General features: G+C 66.5%; 17 protein-coding genes. 15 read left to right on the forward strand and 2 right to left on the reverse strand.

Going from position 1 to position 16367, the window contains the following annotated elements:
* Positions 1-28 precede the first annotated feature (28 nt).
* The 8 genes from BJI67_RS01620 to BJI67_RS01655 all read left to right on the forward strand — a co-directional run bounded on the left by BJI67_RS01620 (position 29) and on the right by BJI67_RS01655 (position 6387).
* Positions 29-907, forward strand: a complete 879-nt coding sequence (locus BJI67_RS01620; protein ID WP_070071543.1) for an urease accessory protein UreD — start codon at positions 29-31, stop codon at positions 905-907.
* A 32-nt stretch (positions 908-939) separates the two neighbouring features.
* The gene (ureA, locus tag BJI67_RS01625) at positions 940-1242 is read left to right on the forward strand and encodes an urease subunit gamma (protein WP_070073872.1); all 303 of its coding nucleotides are present in this window, start codon (positions 940-942) and stop codon (positions 1240-1242) included.
* A gap of 24 nt (positions 1243-1266) precedes the next feature.
* Complete coding sequence (cynS, locus tag BJI67_RS01630; RefSeq protein WP_070071544.1) at positions 1267-1710, forward strand: cyanase; 444 nt, start codon at positions 1267-1269, stop codon at positions 1708-1710.
* A 7-nt stretch (positions 1711-1717) separates the two neighbouring features.
* Positions 1718-2029, forward strand: a complete 312-nt coding sequence (locus tag BJI67_RS01635; RefSeq protein WP_070071545.1) for an urease subunit beta — start codon at positions 1718-1720, stop codon at positions 2027-2029.
* Entirely contained in the window at positions 2026-3732 is a 1707-nt protein-coding gene (gene ureC, locus BJI67_RS01640; protein WP_070071546.1) for an urease subunit alpha, read from the forward strand. Before BJI67_RS01635 ends, ureC begins: the two co-directional genes overlap by 4 nt.
* 195 nt (positions 3733-3927) lie before the next feature.
* Positions 3928-4503: a hypothetical protein gene (locus tag BJI67_RS01645; RefSeq protein ID WP_070071547.1), complete on the forward strand. Its 576-nt coding sequence runs from the start codon at positions 3928-3930 to the stop codon at positions 4501-4503.
* 214 nt (positions 4504-4717) lie between these two features.
* A complete protein-coding gene (locus BJI67_RS01650) occupies positions 4718-5533 on the forward strand; it encodes an SCO family protein (RefSeq protein ID WP_156781984.1) in 816 nt (271 codons plus the stop codon).
* Positions 5534-5541: 8 nt separating this feature from the next.
* Complete coding sequence (locus tag BJI67_RS01655) at positions 5542-6387, forward strand: SCO family protein (protein WP_156781985.1); 846 nt, start codon at positions 5542-5544, stop codon at positions 6385-6387.
* A 24-nt stretch (positions 6388-6411) separates the two neighbouring features.
* On the opposite strand, the gene BJI67_RS01660 is transcribed toward BJI67_RS01655, so the two are convergent.
* Entirely contained in the window at positions 6412-8727 is a 2316-nt protein-coding gene (locus BJI67_RS01660; RefSeq protein WP_070071550.1) for an EAL domain-containing protein, read from the reverse strand.
* Positions 8728-8845: 118 nt separating this feature from the next.
* Positions 8846-9970, reverse strand: coding sequence for a flavin monoamine oxidase family protein (locus BJI67_RS01665; RefSeq protein ID WP_070071551.1), 1125 nt, complete (start codon positions 9968-9970; stop codon positions 8846-8848).
* 238 nt (positions 9971-10208) lie between these two features.
* Between BJI67_RS01665 and BJI67_RS01670 the strand changes: the two genes are divergently transcribed.
* From BJI67_RS01670 to BJI67_RS01700, 7 genes are all read left to right on the forward strand, one after another.
* The gene (locus tag BJI67_RS01670) at positions 10209-11261 is read left to right on the forward strand and encodes an NADP-dependent oxidoreductase (RefSeq protein WP_070071552.1); all 1053 of its coding nucleotides are present in this window, start codon (positions 10209-10211) and stop codon (positions 11259-11261) included.
* Between the two features lie 88 nt (positions 11262-11349).
* A complete protein-coding gene (locus BJI67_RS01675) occupies positions 11350-12072 on the forward strand; it encodes a (Fe-S)-binding protein (RefSeq protein WP_070073873.1) in 723 nt (240 codons plus the stop codon).
* The gene (locus tag BJI67_RS01680; RefSeq protein WP_070071553.1) at positions 12062-13435 is read left to right on the forward strand and encodes a lactate utilization protein B; all 1374 of its coding nucleotides are present in this window, start codon (positions 12062-12064) and stop codon (positions 13433-13435) included. The genes BJI67_RS01675 and BJI67_RS01680 overlap by 11 nt, the downstream gene beginning before the upstream one ends.
* Complete coding sequence (locus tag BJI67_RS01685; protein WP_197513237.1) at positions 13378-14022, forward strand: LutC/YkgG family protein; 645 nt, start codon at positions 13378-13380, stop codon at positions 14020-14022. The genes BJI67_RS01680 and BJI67_RS01685 overlap by 58 nt, the downstream gene beginning before the upstream one ends.
* Before the next feature lie 61 nt (positions 14023-14083).
* Positions 14084-14416 carry a DMT family transporter gene (locus tag BJI67_RS17705; RefSeq protein WP_070071555.1) on the forward strand — a complete coding sequence of 111 codons (333 nt, stop codon included), beginning with the start codon at positions 14084-14086 and terminating at the stop codon, positions 14414-14416.
* Positions 14413-15483 carry an HAF repeat-containing protein gene (locus tag BJI67_RS01695; RefSeq protein ID WP_070071556.1) on the forward strand — a complete coding sequence of 357 codons (1071 nt, stop codon included), beginning with the start codon at positions 14413-14415 and terminating at the stop codon, positions 15481-15483. Before BJI67_RS17705 ends, BJI67_RS01695 begins: the two co-directional genes overlap by 4 nt.
* A gap of 35 nt (positions 15484-15518) precedes the next feature.
* Positions 15519-16130, forward strand: a complete 612-nt coding sequence (locus BJI67_RS01700) for a DJ-1/PfpI family protein (RefSeq protein WP_070071557.1) — start codon at positions 15519-15521, stop codon at positions 16128-16130.
* Positions 16131-16367 lie beyond the last annotated feature (237 nt).

A 16367-nucleotide genomic window follows, 5' to 3' on the forward strand; every position in this document is an offset into this window, starting at 1 on the left:
ATGCGGCTTGCTGGTTTCCGGCAACGTTATGACGATCCAGGCCACCATTGCCGAGGCGTTTCCGTGCGCCGAATCCCGGGGTGGAGACGCCGGCTGGCCGGCCTTCCTGGCGTTGCGCTTCGGCGCGCGCGGAGGGCACAGCTACGTGGCGTCGCGCCGGCATCACGGTCCGCTGCTGATCCAGCGACCCTTCTACCCGGAGGGTGGCGTGTGCCACGCGTATCTGCTGCATCCGCCGGCAGGCGTGGTCGGCGGCGACAGCCTGCGCCTGGAGGCGGAGGTGGCGTCGGGCGCGCATGCGCTGATGACCACGCCCTCGGCGGGCAAGTTCTACTCCAGCCCGCAACGCATCGCCCGCGTCGCACAGCGGCTGCGCGTAGCGCCCGGGGCGGCACTGGAATGGCTGCCGCAGGAGACGATCCTGTTCGAGGGCGCCCGGGCCGAGCTCGACACCCGCGTCGAGCTGACGGGCGATGCCCGTTACTTCGGTTGGGAGGTCGTGTGCCTCGGCCGCCCTGCGGCGGGCACGGGCTTCGGCGAGGGGCATTGGCGACAGCACCTGGAGGTGCGCGTCGATGGGCGCCCGGTGCTGATCGAACGCCTGGCACTCGATGCCGGCGACGCCCTGCTCGAAGCCGCCTGGGGCTTGCAGGGACAGGGAGTGAGCGCCACGCTGGTGGCTGCAGGGTCCGGCGCCTGCGGACATCTGGATAGCTTGCACGAGGCCGGGTTGGGCACGCCGGCGCGTGGGTTCGGCGGGCTGACCGAAACGGGCGGATTGCTGGTGGGGCGTTTTCTCGGTGCCGAGGGCGCCGACGCGCGACAATGGTTCGAGGCCCTGTGGTGCTGGCTGCGGCCGCGCATATGCGGCGTGCCGGCCTGTCCGCCGCGCATTTGGCGGACCTGAGGGACGTCGAAGGATTTCAGTACGGAGACGACATGGAACTGCTACCCAAGGAAAAGGACAAGCTGCTGCTGTTCACCGCGGCGCTGCTGGCCGAGCGGCGCAAGGCGCGCGGTCTCAAGCTGAACTACCCGGAGGCCGTGGCCTACATCAGCGCGGCGATTCTCGAAGGCGCCCGCGACGGCCGTACCGTAGCCGAGCTGATGGACTATGGCACGACCCTGCTCGGCCGCGACGACGTGATGGAAGGCATCCCGGAGATGATCCCCGAGGTGCAGGTCGAGGCGACCTTCCCCGATGGGACCAAGCTGGTCACTGTGCACCACCCGATCCCCTGACGGGGCAACGCTAGGAGTACCCGCATGTATCGAGAAGAAGTCACCGAGGCCGTGCTCGAGGCCAAGCGCGCCAAGGGCCTGACCTGGGCCGAACTGGCCAGGGCGGTCGGCCGCCATCCGGTGTGGACCACCTCCGCGCTGCTCGGTCAGCAGTCGATGAGCGAGGACGAGGCCACCGCTGCGGTTGCCTTGCTCGGGCTGGACCCGTCCTTTGTCGCGGCCTTGACGGAATGCCCGCTCAAGGGTTCGCTGGACAGCGACGTGCCCACCGACCCGCTGATCTACCGTCTGCACGAAATCACCCAGGTCTACGGCAGCACGATCAAGGCGCTGATCCACGAGGAATTCGGCGACGGCATCATGAGCGCCATCGATTTCGAACTGGACATCGAGCGTGTCTCCGACCCCAAGGGCGACCGCGTGAAGATCACCTACAACGGCAAGTTCCTGCCCTACCGCAAGTGGTGACGCCGCGATGATTCCCGGAGAACTGCTGCCCGCCGAGGGCGAGATCGAGATCAACGCCGACCGCGAGACGCGCAGCCTGCGCGTGGCCAACACCGGCGATCGGCCCATTCAGGTCGGCTCGCACTACCACTTCCACGAGACCAACGGCGCGCTGGACTTCGACCGCGAGGCCGCGCGCGGCTTCCGGCTGAACATCCCGGCCGGCACCGCCGTGCGCTTCGAGCCCGGCCAGACGCGCGAGGTCGAGCTGGTCGCGCTGGCCGGCGCGCGCACGGTCTACGGATTCAACGCACGCATCATGGGAGCACTGGACGCATGAGCCGCACGATCGACCGCCGCGCCTACGCGGAGATGTACGGACCCACCGTGGGCGACCGCGTGCGCCTCGGCGACACCGCACTGGTGATCGAGGTCGAGGAGGACCGCACGGTCTACGGCGAGGAGGTCAAGTTCGGCGGCGGCAAGGTGATCCGCGACGGCATGGGCCAGAGCCAGCGTGCCGCGGCCGAGGTCGCCGACACGGTGATCACCAACGCCCTGATCCTCGACTGGTGGGGCGTGGTCAAGGCGGATATCGGGCTCAAGGACGGGCGCATCGCCGGCATCGGCAAGGCCGGCAACCCGGACATCCAGCCTGGCGTGGACATCGTCATCGGTGCTGGCACCGAGGTCATCGCGGGCGAGGGCCTGATCGCCACCGCCGGCGGCATCGACGCCCACATCCACTTCATCTGTCCGCAGCAGATCGAGGAGGCGCTGATGTCGGGCGTCACCACCATGATCGGCGGCGGCACCGGCCCGGCTGCGGGCACCAACGCGACCACCTGCACGCCCGGCCCCTGGTACATCCGCCGCATGCTCGAGGCCGCCGAGAGCTTCCCGATGAATCTCGGTTTCCTCGGCAAGGGCAACGCCAGCCTGGCTGCCCCGCTGGACGAGCAGATCGCCGCCGGCGCGATGGGCCTCAAGCTGCACGAGGACTGGGGCACCACGCCGGCCGCCATCGACAACTGTCTGTCCGCGGCCGAGCGCGCCGACGTGCAGGTGGCCATCCACACCGACACGCTGAACGAGTCCGGCTTCGTCGAGGATACCCTGGCCGCCTTCAAGGGCCGCACCATCCACACCTATCACACCGAAGGCGCCGGCGGCGGCCACGCCCCGGACATCATCAAGGCCTGCGGCGCGCCCAACGTGCTGCCGTCGTCGACCAACCCGACGCGTCCGTACACGGTCAACACCGTGGACGAACATCTCGACATGCTGATGGTCTGCCATCACCTCGACCCGAACATTCCCGAGGACGTGGCCTTCGCGGACTCGCGTATCCGCCGAGAGACCATCGCCGCCGAGGACATCCTGCACGACCTCGGCGCCTTCTCCATGATCGCCTCCGACTCGCAGGCCATGGGGCGGGTGGGCGAGGTGGTCACGCGTACCTGGCAGACCGCGCACAAGATGAAGGTTCAGCGCGGCAGCCTGGCCGAGGATCCGGCGCGGCACGACAACTTCCGCGCGCGCCGCTACGTCGCCAAGTACTCCGTCAACCCGGCCATCGCGCACGGCATCGCGCACGAGGTCGGCTCGGTCGAGGTCGGCAAACTGGCCGACCTGGTGCTGTGGAAGCCGGCCTTCTTCGGCGCCAAGCCGGCGATGGTGATCAAGGGCGGCATGATCGCCGCCGCGCCGATGGGCGATCCCAACGCCTCCATCCCCACGCCCCAGCCGGTGCACTATCGCCCGATGTTCGGCAGCTACGGCGGCGCGCGCGCGGCCACGCGGCTGAGCTTCGTCTCGCAGGCTGCACTGGCTGCCGGGGTTCCCGAAGCGCTCGGTCTGCTGGCTGGCGTGTCGGCGGTGCGCGGCACCCGCGGCATCGGCAAGCGCGACATGAAGCTCAACGACTATCTCCCCGTGATGGAAGTCGATCCGCAGACCTATGCGGTACGCGCCGACGGCGAACTGTTGGTCTGCGAACCCGCTGCGGAGCTGCCGCTGGCGCAACGCTACTTCCTCTTCTGAGGCGCAACCGTCCGCCAGCCCGGGGTTTTTGCCCGGGCGCGGCGGGTCGCCCGCAATCGATGCATCCCGTACCCCCGGTCGTTAGGCAGCGATGGCGTCGCGCCATTGCGCGCGCCTATACTGGCTCGCCCAGCGCGGCATTGGCCACGTCCAGGGTGACAATTAAATGATTCAAGCCATCAGGGAGAGAATGGGATGATCAGCCAAGAGCAGGTCATGCAGGTGCCCACTGGCAATCCTGACAGTAGCGTGGTTCGCGCGGTTCGTCGGGCCAGAAATATATGGTTGGCGCTGTTCGCTGTCACTATCCTGTTGTCGGCCGCGTTCGTGATGACTAGTGTGCAGGGCTTGCGGCAGGCGCCCACGGCGAGCGTCAACGCCACCAACAAGGCCGCGGCCCAGCCCGGCTGGGCCGATCATACGCAGTATCTCAACGCGCGCGAGAATCTGTTGACGACGGGCATGCTGCTGAAATGGTCGATGGCCGATCTGGCCCTGGTTCTCGGCATCGCCGAAATCAGCGCGGCGCTGACGCTTTATCTGCGTGCGCTGACTCGCGGGGCTGCGGTGCCCATGTCAGGGAAACGCGTGGTGCCGAACATCCTGCGCCGCGCCGATCGCGAGTACCTGCACGAAGCCTTGCCGACGGAGACGGCCACCGGCTACGTGGTGCTGAGTGCGTTGGCACTGGGCTCTGCGATCATGACCGGCTTTCTGATGTTCGACAACGCCACCTGGGTTCTGGCCGCGATCTTCTCTGGCAACTGGTAGCGTAGCGCTCCACGGTTGCGGCTGGCTTTGGGGAATCGACTTTCGCGTTTCATTCTAGCGAACTATCGCATGCGACACTTTGTCACTGTATCGGTGACTAAGGTGACTCTATAGTCGGCGGCGGGAGATAGTGCCGCATAGACGGTGCGGAGCGTCTGCTGCGGATTTGCGGACGCGCTCACACCATCAAGAATCGGATCAGGAGGATTGACCAGTGTCAGAATGGGTATCGGAAAAACCCGCTGAAACAACCCAAGCGGGTTTTATTGGCCGCGCGCATCTCTTGGGTCTCGCGGCCGGCACACTCGTCGGCATTGCCGTCATGCTCGGGCTTTCGCTGCTGCTGTCATTTGGGCCGAAGGCTCCGCCAGCACATCCGCAGCCCATCACGGCGTTGGCCCGCAATGTCCCTGACGTGATCTTCAAGGCTCCCAGCTTTACGGGGTTCGTCAATCAGAACGGGCAGAAGATCTCCTCCGGGGACTTCAACGGCAAGGTGCAGGTCGTTTCCTTCCTGTTTCCCCTATGTACGAGCATGTGTCCGGTGATCGCCTCGCACATCGTCAATCTCGAACAACAGGTCAAGCAGGCCGGTCTTGCCGACCGCGTGCGCATGGTGTCCTTCAATGTTGCTGCCGGTAAGACTTCACCGGCTGAGATGGCCGATTTTATGCGGGAGTACGGCGGCGATCCGAAGTCGAGCATGTGGCAGTTCCTGACCTCTTCCCCGCAGGCGATGAGCCGCGTCGTGCGTCACGGTTACCATGAATACTTCCAGATGATTTCGCTGGAGGCCGAGAACAAGATCTTCGCCCAGCAGCAGAAGGCCGGTACCTACAATTACCTGCCGAACATGCAGAACAAGCTGGCCGACAAGGTCAATCCCGACTTCGACATCACGCACAGCAGCTCGATCATTCTCGTAGGTCCGCACGGCAACGTGCGTTATGTGATGAACGATGCCGACACGGTACCCATTCCGGTGTTGCTGCAGAAGGTGAAATCGCTGCTGAAACTGGGGAGGAGCTGACTGTGGGCATGCTCGAATCGGTATTCAAAAGCGAGGCCGACCGACAGGGTTTCTGGTACAGCGCGGGCATCGGTGTGTTCGTCGGCCTATTAATCGGGGCAGCTTTAACCAGCATTGTCGGCATCCTTCGTGTCCACAAGGCCTATGAGGCCGCGTCGGCCTCCCGTCAACCGGCGAACAGTACGCCGATCGCGCTTCATCGAGGTCCGCTGGCGCCCATCGTGCAGGGGTTCGTCGACCAGAACGGCAGGCCGGTGAGCACCCATGATCTGCTCGGCAAGGTACGTATCGTGACCTTTCTGTCGCCGCTGGGGGACCGTTACAGCCCGCTGTTGGTGTCCAACCTGATGAATCTGTATCAGGAGCTCAAGGATGACGGCATGCTGGGCAAGCAGGTGACCTTCGTCTCCTACAACGTCGACCCGGCGCATACCGGACCGGCGCAGATGGCCGACTTCTTCCAGCAGATTGCCGGCATCGACCCGCACACCGCGGATTGGCATTTCCTCACCGCTCAGCCGTCGGCGGTGCGCAAGTTGGTGACAGAGGGCTATGGCGTGCATTACCGTCAGATCAGCGCGGCCGAGTACGCCAAGCTGTCCGCCAGGCAGCGGGCGGACGGCGAGTATCTTTACGCCAAGGCGGTCAATCCTCTGGCTGCGCAGTACAAGCCGGATTACCACATCATCGGCCACGATGAGTTGGTCGTCGTGGGTCCGCGCGATCATGTCTGGGCGCGGATTCCAGACGCCAGCACCGTGTCCAACGGCGAGCTGATGCGCTTCATCGCTACATTGCTCAAGCTGCCCGGGATGCCAGGGGCGGACCAGCCACAACCAGCCGGCGCGCTCTAGCCGCACAAGGAGACGGGACGCCGGTCAGACTACTGTACGGCTGGCGTTCCGAGTGTTACACAGAGCAAGAAAGGTGGCTTCATCAGCTGGTTTGCTGTAGCGATACCCCTGGTGGACATGGCAGCCGAGTTCGTCGAGTAGACCGGCTTGCTCAGGTGTTTCCACACCCTCGGCAACCACCTTCAAGTCGAGGTGCTGGGCCACCGACATGATGGTCAGCACGATCGCCGAATGATCGCCTTCCTTGTTCAGGTCGCTGACGAAGGACTGGTCAATCTTGAGTGTCGAGATCGGCAATTGTTGCAGGTAGCGCAACGAGGAATAGCCGGTACCGAAATCGTCCAGGGCGAAGCGCAAGCCGTATTCCGCGAGCTGTTGCATCTTGCAACGTGCTTCAGTGATGTCGTCCAGCAGCACCCCTTCAGTTATTTCCAGTTCGAGTTTGTCGCCGGGCAAGTCATATTCCTCCAGGTATGTATGCACTCTCTCGACGAAATCCGGTTGGAAGAATTGGCGGGGACTGACGTTAACTGACAGGGATAAGTCGCACACACCTCCCGGCGCTGAACGCCAGCGGGCAAGCGCGGCACAGGCGCTGTGCAACACCCAGTCGCCAATGGGCAGAATGAGGCCACTTTCCTCGGCGATGGGGATGAATTCGCCGGGCGAAACCATCCCATGCTCCGGTCGGTGCCAGCGCAGCAGCGCCTCGACGCCGACGATCGGGCCATCTGAATCCACCTGGGCTTGGTAGTACAGTTCGAATTCATTGCCCTCGAGTGCTTTGCGCAGCGCGTTTTCAGTGCTGAGACGAGCGCGAACCGCATTGAGCATGTCCGGACGATAGAAGGCGATGCCGTTGCGCCCATGCTCCTTGACCCGGTACAGGGCGGTATCGGCGTAGGTCAGCACTGTGTCCGCGTCCTCGTCCTCGAAGGGGTACAGGACGATCCCCAGACTGGCGGTCAGATGCAGCGGCTTACCATGGTGGCGGTATGGTTGCGCCAGAATCTCACGCAATTTTTCTGCAGCGTTGCGCGCTTGTTCGGCGGCTTGTGGCAAACGGGGATCCAGATCGGTAAGGATGACCACGAACTCATCTCCGCCGAAGCGAGCAGTAAAGTCTCCACCACGTATATTGTCACTAAGACGCCGGGCAACGGTTTCGAGCAACTGGTCGCCGACCCGATGTCCTAGGGCGTCGTTGACGTGCTTGAAGTGATCAAGATCGATGAAGATGACCGCGCCATACTCGCCGTTGCGTAGGCAACGGGCGATGTCGTGGTCAAGTTGCTCGCCCAGCAAGCGACGGTTTGGGAGGCCGGTGAGTGCATCGTGGTGGGTTTGGAAATCGAGCCGGGCCTGCACGAACTTGTAAGCAGAGAGATCCTGAAAATGGCCGACGAAGTGGCTTGGTTCGCCCGTTTCATCGCGCACTTCGGCTGCCGTGGCGCTCACCGGCAATGCGTCGCCGTTGTGCGTGCGTAGATAACACTCTCCGGACCAAAAGCCATTGCGTGCGAGAGCGCGCACTATATGTTGGTACTGCTGGTCGCTGGATTTGTCCAAAGGCAGAAGCGTGCGTAGCGATTGCCCAACAAGCGATTTTTCGGGATACCCGGAAAGGCGCGAGCCGGCTTCATTGATGCGAAGGATGAGGCCGCGCCGATCGGTGATCAGAATGCCTTCCTGGCTGCGGAATGCGGTGGCCGCGAGGCGCAGATCGGTGACTGCCTGAAGCTGGGCCTGACGTGCGCGTAGCAGTTCCAGAAGGTTGTTGCGCGCGCGTAAAGCAGAGATCGAGATCAGGATCAGGAACAAGGTCGCCATCAGGCTCATGGGTAGGCTGATGGCCGTACCTTCCACCACTAACTTGCCAATCAGCGGGATCAGTGAGGGAATCAGATAGGCGAGGGCTACACTCCACATGGCCGAAAGCGTGGTCACGGCTCCGGCCCCCATGCCTGCCAGCACGAAGATGAGAAACATCTGGTGCATCGGGTGGTTGTTGTGGGGATAGAGCAGGAAGGCTGCTGCGCCCCACAGAACACCGGAGAGCAGCACTTCGACAAAGAAGCGTGTACTCCAGTGTGCATGCTCGGTCGCGTGAGGCGGATTGCGGGTGTACTGGAAATAGCCGGCGAAGCGCCAGGCGCTCAACAGGGCGATGGCACTGAGCCAGGCGCCGATGACCTCGATGGAGATCAGCGGACTCAGTACCCAGGCAAGCACTGCGGCATTGACCAGGGAAGCCAGCAGGGCAATCGGTAGGGCCTTGTACATGATCAGGAGCTGATCGGTGCGGATCTGCGCGTCGAGATGTTCGTCGGGCGCAACCATCCGCAAAGGATCCAATACCTTAGTAGACAACGCCTTACTCCCAATTATGGATGATGTTTATCACGGGTGTGCGGTAAGGTCCCGTCAGTATACCCAAAAGTGATTCTTCTCGGAGTATCTAACGGATACGGTCGGGTTTGGCGATCAGTTCGAGGGTTTCCATTGCAGCTTCGACGGCACCTTCGAGATAACCGCCGTTGCGTGCGGCTGATTCGGTCCCAGCGAACAGCAGACGGCCGTCCCATTGGGACCGGCCGATGTCGTTGAATCCATATTGAGGATGCCCGGAAGGTGGGATTTCATCCATGCGGGTAGCGGTCCGCAGAGAGGTGCTCCAGTCCTGGAGCATACATTCGATGGGGTCGCCGGCCTGCGTTCCGAAGAGTCGGGCGATCTGATCGATGCCGCGCTGGATCAGGGTGTCTCGACCCAGCGCACGGCGTGCTGCGGCCGGCAGGCCGTAAAATCCGAAGAGCGCATACGGCCCACCATCAGCCGGCGATGCGTCGTAGATCTCGGTGAGGGGGCCGCGGCGGCTGAACACTTCGCCGGAGAGTCCATGGTTGCGCCAGAAGGGCTGCTCGTAAAGCGCGATCAGCTTGGCGTGAGCGGCCATCCAGGTGGGAATCGCAGCAAGGCGAGTGCGGATATCTCCGGCCAGCGGCGGGTCGAAGGCGATCTCGGTTACGGCCAGACGCGGCGGCAGTGCGAGCACCACGTGGCGAGCCTGCCAGGTTCTGGGGCCTTCCGGGGTGCGCACGTCCAGTGCCACCCCTTTGGGGTGTGCCTCGATATGCGTGACGGTATGTTCCAGGTGCAGCGTCTTCGGGGGCAGTTCCGTTGCCAGCGCCTCGACCAGGGTGCTCGCACCCCCGGCGATGCGCCGCGATTCGCCATGCGGGGATTGACCATCGATGCGCAAGGGTGCCGGTTGTCCATCATCCTCGTACAGACCTGCACCTGCCGTCGCCTGGGCGAACAGCGGGATACCCAGTTCGGCGAGCAGGGCCGTGGCCAGTGGCTGGAAGCTCGGCCATACCCACGCTGGGCCGAGGTCGTAACGCGCCTGGGGATTGCTTCTGGCCGCGCGGCTCAGGATGCGCCCGCCCACCCGTCCGCGTGCCTCTAGCACGGCGAAATCGACGCCTGCGCGGGCCAGGCCGCGGGCTGTGCACAGACCACTGAGGCCGGCGCCGACCACGATGCAGTCGACGGGAGGGGGGATGGGGACGGGATGGGACATGGATAGAACTTTACGGCATACCGAAGCGTCGGAAAACGGTAGCATGCGCCGTTTTTTTCTGTCTCGCGGCAGTCGATGGAGAGCCCCAGCGGGTCGGAGACAGCTGCGCACGGTCCACCCACTCCAGGAGAACGCAGATGCATCGTTCAGCCTTTCAGGGTTCGATATCATCGGCCTCCGGCCTTGTTTCCGGCAGCCGCTACCGTCACGACGACCGCTTCATTACGGTACGGTACCTATGAGCGCGACGGAGGAGGCGATGAATCGGCGGATCGTGCTGGCCCGCCGACCTGAGGGCGAACCGGGAGTGGAGGACTTCCGTCTGGAAGCGGGTCCGGTACCAGAACCCGGTCCCGGCGAGATGCTGTGCCGCACCCTGTATCTGTCGGTCGACCCCTACATGCGCGGACGCATGAATGCCGGCCCTTCCTACGCGCCGTCGGTCGGGCTGGGCGATGTCATGGTCGGCGGCAGCGTGAGCCGCGTACTAGCCTCGCGTCTCGAAGGCTATGTGCCCGGCGATCTCGTGGCCGGTTTCAACGGTTGGCAGGATTATGCACTGTCCGACGGTACGCGCATCCGCCGCGTCGATCCTGAGCTGGCGCCGCCGCCGGCCTTTCTCGGTGCGCTGGGCATGACCGGACTCACCGCCTACGTGGGGCTGTTCGACATCGCGGACCCGCAGCCTGGCGAAACGGTGGCGGTGGCCGCGGCGGCCGGCGCGGTGGGATCGATGGTGGTGCAGCTGGCCACGCTGCGCGGCTGCCGGGTGGTGGCCATTGCCGGTTCGCCGGCCAAGTGCGGCTACCTGCGCGAGGTGCTCGGCGCGGACGTCGCCCTCGACTATCACGACCCGAACTTCCCCGAGACCCTGGAGGCGGCCTGCCCGCAGGGCATTGACGTGTATTTCGAGAACGTCGGCGGGGCCGTGTTCGAGGCGGTGCTGCCGCTGCTCAACATCGGCGCCCGCGTGCCTGTGTGCGGACAGATCGCGCACTACAACGATTCAGGCAATCCGCTCCCCGGTCCGGACAGCCTGCCGCGGCTGATGATGTGGGTGCTCGGCAGGCGGCTGCGCATGCAGGGCTTCATCGTCGGCGACCACCTCGACCGCCTGCCCGACTTCGTGCGCGAGATGGGGGGCTGGCTGCGCGAGGGCCGCATCCGCCACTACGAGGATATCGTCGACGGGCTGGAAAACGCGCCGGCGGCCTTTATCGACATGCTCCGCGGCGGTAATCTCGGCAAACGCCTGATCCGGGTCGTGCCCGAGGATGCCGCCGGGGCATGATCCCGCGCTCCGGCGGCTGCATGCCGGAAGCATCGACAACCATAATGCATCGGAGTATCGCCATGCCCCAGCCACCGAGCGCCGGTCCGTGCGCGTAGCCCTGTTCCCCTCCTGTCTGGCGGAAGGCTTCTATCCGCGCGCGGTCGAGGATGCCCACTGGCTGCTCGTGGCCGCCGGCGCCGAAGTGACGGTGCCCGAAGGCGCCACCTGCTGCGGCCAGCCTGCCTACAGTACCGGCCATCATGCGGATGCCCGCGCCATGCTCGAACGGACCCTGGACGCCCTGGTCGGCGCCGATTACGTGGTGCTGCCCTCGGGCAGCTGCGCCGCCATGCTGCGCTGCTTCGCGCCTGCGCTGGCGGCAGATACCGCCGTCGCGGTAGCCGCGCAGATGGTGGGCGAGCGCAGCTACGAACTGGCCCAGTTCCTCGACGAAATCGCCGGCTGGCGCCCCGCTGCACACGGCCTCGCCGGTCGCCTGATCGCCGTGCACCACGGCTGCCACGCCCTGCGCGAACTGCATGCGGCGGAGTCCGCGGAACGGCTGTTGCGCGCCGCTGGCGCGGAGCTGCTGCCCTGGATCGCACAGCGCGAGTGCTGCGGTTTCGGCGGAGCCTTCGCAGTGAAACTGCCGGAGGTGTCCGCGGCGATGGCTGACCGCAAGCTCGACACCCTGCCCGAGGCGGAGTGGCTGGTGAGTGCCGATCCCGGCTGCCTGATGCAGCTTTCCGGCCGCGCCGGGGCGCGCGGCATCGATCTGCCGGTGCGCCATCTGGCCGGCGTGCTGCGGGAGGCTGCGCGTGCCGACTGAGACGCCCATCGACTATCGCGCACACGCTCGCGGCCTGTTGCGCGACACGCCCGGCGTGCGCGACGCCGTCACCCGCGCCACCAGCCACCTGGACGGTAACCGCGAGCTGGCCTATGCCGAGATCGACGAGCGCGCGCTGCGCGACTGGGCGGCCGGTCTGCGCCGCCACGCGCTCGCCAACCTGGATCGCTATCTGCTCCAGGCCGAGGAGCGCCTGACGGCCAATGGCGTCGAGGTGCACTGGGCGGATGACGCCAGCGAGGCGCTCGCGGTCCTCGCAACGCTGGTGCAGCGTTACGCGGTGCGGCGCGTGGTCAAGGGCAAGAGCATGCTGACCGAGGAGATCGGCGCCAACGCGGCCCTCGAAGGGATGGGCGTCGAGGTGTTCGAGACCGATCTCGGCGAATACATCATCCAGCTCGCGCACGAGCACCCGAGCCACATCATCGCCCCCGCGATCCATCGCTCAGTGGAAGACATCGCCGCGCAGTTCGAGAGCCAGCTCGGCACTCCGTCCGACGCCGATCCCGAGGCCCTCGCCGCGGCGGCGCGCGCACGCCTGCGCGAGGCCTTCCTGTCCGCCGAGATGGGCATTACCGGCGCCAATTTCGTCGCCGCCGACAGCGGTACCGTGGCCCTGGTCGAGAACGAGGGCAACATCCGGCTCAGCACCTCCGCGCCGCGCGTGCACGTGGCCTTCGTGGGTATCGAGAAGGTGGTGCCGCGTCTCGCCGATCTCGGCGGCTTGCTGCCGCTGATCAGTCGCGCGGCCACCGGCCAGCGGCTCGGCAACTACGTCAGCCTGATCTCGGGGCCACGCCGCGCGGACGAGGCGGACGGTCCCGAGGCGGTGCATGTGGTCTTCGTCGACAACGGCCGCAGCGCCCTGCTCGGCGACCCGGAGCAGGGCGAGGCGCTGGCCTGCATCCGCTGCGGCGCATGCCTCAATACCTGCCCCGTGTTCCGCCAGACCGGCGGTCATCCCTATCAGTGGGCCTACTCGGGGCCGATCGGAGCGGTGCTGGCGCCGGCCCTGCTCGGGCTGGAACGCGCCTGGATGCTGCCGCAGGCCTCGACCCTGTGCGGCGCCTGCGAGGACGTCTGCCCGGTACGCATCCCGCTGCCGCGGATGCTGGTCACCTGGCGCCAGCGGGCGGCGGCTGCCGGGCTCGGCTTTGCCGGCGAGGCCCTCGCGGTCAAGTCGTGGCGCTGGGTGGCCTCGCATCCGGGGCTGTTCCACCGCAGCGTGCGCGCCATGAGCGGGCCGCTGGGGCATGCCTTCGGCGGTGTGCCGGTGCTGCGCGAATGGACCCGCTTTCGCGTTCTGCCGCAGGCAGACGACGCCGGCGAGGACACGCCATGAAACCGGAGATGCTCGCCCGCATCCGCGCCGCCGCGGCACGCCGTGCCGACCCGGGTCTTGCCGCAGCACCGCCGCGCCCCGCTGTGACTGAGCCGCGCGCGCTGTTGCAACAGCGCTGCAACGGTAACGGCATCGAGTGGCAGGCGTTTGCGGACACGGCACAGGCGCGCACCTGGCTTGCCGGATTCGCCGCCGGCTTCGCCGACGCCTCGGTCAGCGCCTGGGTGCCCGACGATCTGGCGCCGGCGCTGCCCGCCGCCGCCCCCGAAAGCGCCGCGCTGGGCGTCAGCCGCGCGCGGCTTGCGGTGGCCGAGTCCGGCACCCTGGTTCTCGACGCCCGCGAGGGGCGACGCACGCAACTGCTGCCGCCCGTGCACCTGATCTGGCTGGCGGAGAACGACATCGTGCCCGCGCTGCCGGATGCCCTGGCGCGGCTTGCCGACGACCTCCCGTCCGCCGTCGGTCTGCACTCGGGGCCGTCGCGCTCCGCGGACATCGGCGGCGTGCTGGTGCAGGGCGTACACGGCCCCGGACGCGTCGTGGTCGCATTGCTGCCTTCTATTTCGCCCATCCCCGCGCTCGGGTAAGCTCCACACCCACCCTGACCCGGGCGCAGCACGCCCGGTCGTTTGCAGCGAGCGCATAGCCATGGCCTACATCTATCTCCTGGTCGCTATCCTGAGCGAGGTCGCGGCCACCACCGCGCTCAAGCGCGCAGACGGCTTCACCCACCCGCTACCCAGTGCGATCGTGGTGCTGGGCTACGGCACTGCCTTCTACTGCCTGAGTCTGGTGCTGCGCAGCCTGCCGGTCAGCATTACCTACGCCATCTGGTCCGGGCTCGGCATCGTGCTGGTCACCTTGGCGGGCGCAGTGTTCTACCGCCAGATGCCCGATTTGGCGGCCTGGATAGGCATGGGGCTGATCCTGGCCGGCGTGCTCGTTATCCACCTCTTCTCGCGCAGCGCGGTGCTGTCGTGAGCGCCGGCCGCGTGTCGTTGCCGCGTGCGTTCGTATTGCTCGCCGGCATACTCCTCGGTACAGCGGTGCAGGCCGCGCCGCTGTACCGCATCATCGACCTTGGCCTGCTCCCCGGCGGGCATGGCAGTCAGGCCGCCGCGATCAACCGCTACGGCGAGGTTGCCGGCTCGGCCGTCACCCGCCACGGCGTGCTGCGTGCGGTGCGCTGGCGCCCCGGACATCCTCCGCGCAATCTCGGTCTGCTGCCGGGCGGGCACAACAGCCGCGGCTTCGGCATCAACGTACGTGGCGAGGTCACTGGCGAGACCGGCTTGCGTACGGGGGCCGAACGCGCCTTCATCTGGTCGCCCAGGCATGGCCTGCGCGATCTCGGCACCCTGGGCGGACGCAATAGCGTCGGTTTCGGCGTCAATGCCCACGGAGCCGTTACCGGCACGGCGGACACGCGCAAGGGTCACGGTCACGCCTTCGTCTGGCGGCCGCGCCACGGGATGCGCGACCTCGGCACCCTGGGCGGCACCAGCAGCGACGGCATTGCGATCAACGGCTACGGCGATATCGTCGGCCAGTCGCGCACCCGCAGCGGTTCGATGCGCGCCTTCATCTGGACGGCGCAGCGCGGCATGACCGACCTCGGCACCCTGGGCGGGCGCAACAGCAATGCCACAGCGATCGACGAACGGGGCGCGGTCACGGGCGCCGCGGACACCTCGGGCGGCACCTCGCACGCCTTTTTATGGACGCCGGACGACGGCATGCGCGACCTCGGCTCGCTGGGCGGGACCAGCACCGGCCTTGGGGTCAACGGGCGCGATGAAGTGGTCGGCATGTCGATGACCGCGAACGGGGGCATGCGCGCCTTCGTATGGACCCCGGCTACCGGCATGCGCGCACTCGACGGGCTGATTCCGCGGGGCAGTGGCTGGACGCTGGTGATGGCCAGTGCCGTCAACTCGCGCGGACAGATCGTCGGCGTGGGCAGCTATCGCGGCGAGGAGCGCGCCTTTCTGCTGACGCCGTTGGCATCGCCGGACCGGTTTCGGCCGGTTGCAGAGCACACGCACTGAGAGCCGCCCGCGGGTTCGCGGCCAGGGGGGAGAGCATGACGTTGCGCGCGGTCATCGTGTTGTTCGACGAGATCGAGGTGCTGGATTTCGCCGGCCCGTTCGAGGTGTTGTCCACCGCTTCGCGGGTGGCCCGTCGGCAGGGGCTCGATGCGCCCTTCGAGGTCTGCACGGTGGCGGAGACGGCCGCGCCGGTGCGCGCCCGCGGCGGCCTGCGCGTGACGCCTGACCATACGTTGGCCGACTGCCCCAAGGCCGACCTGCTGCTGGTGCCGGGCGGCGACGTTACCGCCGCGCTGCGGCGTGCGCCGTTGATCGAATGGATCGCGCAGCGCGCCGCGGGTGCCGAGCTGACTGCCTCGATCTGCACCGGCGCATTCCTGCTGGCCGAGGTCGGTCAGCTGCGCGGTCGCCGCGTCACCACCCACTGGGAAGACATCGACGAACTGGCGCGGAGCTACCCAGACCTCGAGGTCGTCACCGGCGTGCGCTGGGTGGACATCGGCGACCGCGTCACCTCGGCGGGGATCACCGCGGGCATCGACATGAGCCTGCACCTCGTCGCCCGCTTCGCCGGCATGTCACTCGCGCTCGCCACGGCGCGGCAGATGGACTTCGAATGGCGCACGGAGGCATCGACGCCGGCGTGAGGCGCAGCGCGAGAACCCGCTGCCGGCGTTGCGGTCTGATGAGTAACACGGATGACGCAGGCGCACAGGGATCGTCGCGCACCGCCTTGAGCCCGGCGCCGCCGTCAACGACCGCTGCCCGCCGCGGCACGGTTCCGCATTCCGGACGCGGTTTCGTATCCCGGACCCCGCCCGTCTCCGCGTTCCGTCATCCAGCCAGCGTGCCGCCTTGCCGGCAGCATCCGATCGAGGGAGGTC

The organism is Acidihalobacter aeolianus, assembly GCF_001753165.1.
GTDB lineage: Bacteria > Pseudomonadota > Gammaproteobacteria > DSM-5130 > Acidihalobacteraceae > Acidihalobacter > Acidihalobacter aeolianus.